Annotated in this window: 3 protein-coding genes; all 3 read left to right on the top strand. The window is 61.6% G+C overall.

Annotated features, from left to right (window positions below; all coding sequences use genetic code 11):
• Positions 1 to 13 precede the first annotated feature (13 nt).
• Positions 14 to 1504: an ATP-dependent RNA helicase RhlB gene (gene rhlB, locus ACXRVY_RS20505; protein ID WP_223459863.1), complete on the top strand. Its 1491-nt coding sequence runs from the start codon at positions 14 to 16 to the stop codon at positions 1502 to 1504.
• Positions 1505 to 1627: 123 nt separating this feature from the next.
• A complete protein-coding gene (locus ACXRVY_RS20510; protein WP_223459861.1) occupies positions 1628 to 2572 on the top strand; it encodes an ornithine cyclodeaminase family protein in 945 nt (314 codons plus the stop codon).
• A gap of 145 nt (positions 2573 to 2717) precedes the next feature.
• Positions 2718 to 3511: NAD(P)/FAD-dependent oxidoreductase (locus ACXRVY_RS20515; protein ID WP_458238105.1), on the top strand; the 794-nt coding region annotated here is incomplete at its 3' end.

The following is a 3511-nucleotide window of genomic DNA, read 5'->3' on the forward strand; positions in this document are numbered from 1 at the left end:
ACCAATTGATGAGATGACCGTGCTCAAAGCACTCAAGAAAATGTTCGGTAAAAGCGAGACTGAGCAACTCGCGCCAGTTCCCAGCCCTGCGTCTTACGCTCCCGGCCACCGCACCGACGGTAATCTGTCTGAACGGGCCGCCCCTGCTGCGGCACCCAAGCATGAGCCAAAGACCGCAGAAGCTGCCCAGCCTGCGGCAGTAACAGCCCCGGAACAGCCACACAGCGAAACGCCGAAACCCGCCAAACCGCGCCGCGAACCCAAGCCCAAGGCGCCGGTCATCCCATGGAAACTCGAAGACTTCGTCGTCGAACCCCAGGAAGGCAAAACCCGCTTCCACGATTTCAAACTCGCCCCTGAACTGATGCACGCCATCCAGGACCTGGGCTTCCCGTATTGCACGCCGATCCAGGCACAGGTGCTGGGCTTCACCCTCGCGGGCAAAGACGCCATCGGCCGCGCCCAGACCGGTACCGGCAAAACCGCTGCGTTCCTGATCTCGATCATCACCCAGTTGCTGCAAACCCCGCCGCCGAAAGAGCGCTACATGGGTGAACCACGGGCGCTGATCATCGCGCCGACCCGCGAACTGGTAGTACAGATCGCCAAGGACGCCGCCGACCTGACCAAATACACTGGCCTCAACGTCATGACGTTCGTCGGCGGCATGGACTTCGACAAGCAGCTCAAGCACCTCGAGGCCCGCCACTGCGACATCCTCGTGGCCACGCCGGGCCGTCTGCTGGACTTCAACCAGCGCGGCGATGTGCATCTGGACATGGTCGAAGTGATGGTGCTGGACGAAGCCGACCGCATGCTCGACATGGGCTTCATCCCGCAAGTGCGCCAGATCATTCGCCAGACACCGCCGAAGTCCGAGCGTCAGACGCTGCTGTTCTCCGCGACCTTCACCGAAGACGTGATGAACCTGGCCAAGCAATGGACCACCGACCCGTCGATCGTCGAGATCGAAGCGCAGAACGTGGCCAGCGAAAACGTCGAGCAGCACATCTACGCGGTGGCCGGTGCCGACAAATACAAACTGCTCTACAACCTGGTCAACGACAATGGTTGGGAGCGGGTGATCGTGTTCGCCAACCGCAAGGATGAAGTGCGACGCATCGAAGAACGCCTGGTGCGCGACGGCATCAACGCCGCGCAACTATCCGGCGACGTGCCGCAGCACAAGCGCATCAAGACCCTGGAAGGCTTCCGCGAAGGCAAGATCCGCGTGCTGGTGGCCACCGACGTGGCCGGCCGCGGCATCCACATTGACGGCATCAGCCACGTGATCAACTTCACCCTGCCGGAAGTGCCGGACGACTACGTGCACCGCATCGGTCGTACCGGTCGCGCCGGTGCCGACGGTGTGTCCATCAGCTTTGCCGGTGAAGACGACTCCTACCAGCTACCGTCCATCGAAGAACTGCTGGGGCGCAAGATCAGTTGTGAAACGCCACCGACGCATCTGTTGCGGGCCGTTGAACGCAAGCGTCCCCATTAAGCGACGCTGAAAAGACAAGCGCAGCCGGAAACGGACTGCGCTTTTTTTTGCTTTGGATATTGCTCGCGATAACTAAAAGTCCATAATAGACAAATTAGTTTACTTTCAATTCCGGAGCCGACCATGTCCAGTACGCCCCAAGTGATCAACCAGAACCAGGCTCGCGAGTTGCTGGCGCAGGTCGACGTACCGCAGATCCTGCGCAAAATGTTCCGTGACCTGGCGACCGGGCAAGCAGTGCAACCGGCGCAGCAACTGGTGGAGTTCCCACAGGCTGCCGGCGACTTCATCAACTACTTGGGTGTGTTGGCCGAAGACGGCGTGTACGGGATCAAGACTTCGCCGTACATCGTCCGTGATCAGGGACCATTGGTGACCGCGTGGACTCTGCTGATGTCGACGCAGACCGGCCAGCCGCTGTTGCTGTGCGACGCCGGTGAACTGACCACCGCACGCACCGCCGCGACCACCGCCGTAGCGGTCGACGCCCTCGCGCCGCTCTCAGCCAATCGCCTGGCCATCATCGGCAGCGGTAAAGTGGCCCAGGCGCACCTGCACTACGTGAAAGGCCTGCGCGACTGGCAAAGCATCAACCTGTACGCGCCGAGCCTGAGCGACGATCCTGACACCGTCGGTCTGCTGAAAAACATCGAGCCACGCCTGAACATCCTCGACAGTCGCGAAGCCGCCGTTGAGGACGCCGACGTGATCATGCTCTGCACCTCCTCCCCCGGCCCGGTGATCGACCCGTCTCACTTACGCAAACCGGCACTGATCACCTCCATCAGCACCAATGCGCCGCGCGCCCACGAAGTGCCGCCCCAGAGCCTCAACGATATGCAGGTATTCTGCGACTATCGACTGACCACCCCGGGCTCGGCCGGAGAAATGCTGATCGCCACCGAGCAGCACGGCTGGGACACGAGCGCGATTGTCGGCGACCTGCCCGACCTGCTCAGCGAAAAAGTCCTGCGACCGGATTACGATCGCCATGTGTTTTTCCGCTCCATCGGCCTGGGTCTGGAAGACATTGCGCTGGCCAATGCGATCTATCGCCTATCTCACTAACACTTAGATCCTGTGGGAGCGGGCTTGCTCGCGATAGCGTCAAGTCAGTCGACATCCATGCTGAATGATTGACCGCAATCGCGAGCAAGCTCGCTCCCACAGGTGATCACCACAATTTCGGCATCGCACTTCACTGGAGACGTTCATGAGCCAGGCAGATTTCATCATCATCGGCGGCGGGATTGCCGGTGCTTCCACGGGTTTCTGGCTGTCGCAGCACGGCCGCGTGATCGTGCTCGAACGCGAATCCCATCCGGCCTATCACTCCACCGGCCGGTCGGCGGCGCTGTACACCGCGGCCTACGGCACCCCGCAAGTGCGGGCGTTGACCCTGGCCAGCCGGGATTTTTTCGACAACCCACCCAGCGGTTTCTGCGAACACCCGCTGCTGACTCCGCGCGGCGAAATGACCGTGGACTTGACCGGTGACCCGGATGAACTGAACAGGCAATACCAGAGCGCAAAAACCACGGTGCCGGAAATGCAATTGCTCGACGTCGACGAGGCCTGCGCGTTGGTGCCAATCCTGCGCCGGGAAAAGGTCCATGGTGCCATCTACGACCCGACCGCCAGCGACATCGACACCGATGCCCTGCACCAGGGCTATTTGCGCGGTATCCGCCGTAACCAGGGCGAAGTGCATACCGACAGCGAAGTCATCAGCCTGAGCCGCGACCGCCAGGGTACATGGCACGTCCAGACCGGCAGCCAGACGTTCAGCGCGCCGATCATCATCAACGCCGCCGGCGCCTGGGCCGACAAGATCGGTGAATTGGCCGGCGCGAAGCCCCTGGGCCTGCAACCCAAACGTCGTGCCGCATTCATCTTCGCCGGCCCCGAAGGCGTGGACATCCACCATTGGCCGATGCTGGTCAGCCTCGACGAATCCTTCTACATGAAACCCGACGCCGGGATGTTCCTCGGCTCGCCGGCCAACGC

This window comes from Pseudomonas sp. P5_A2_2 (assembly GCF_054177685.1).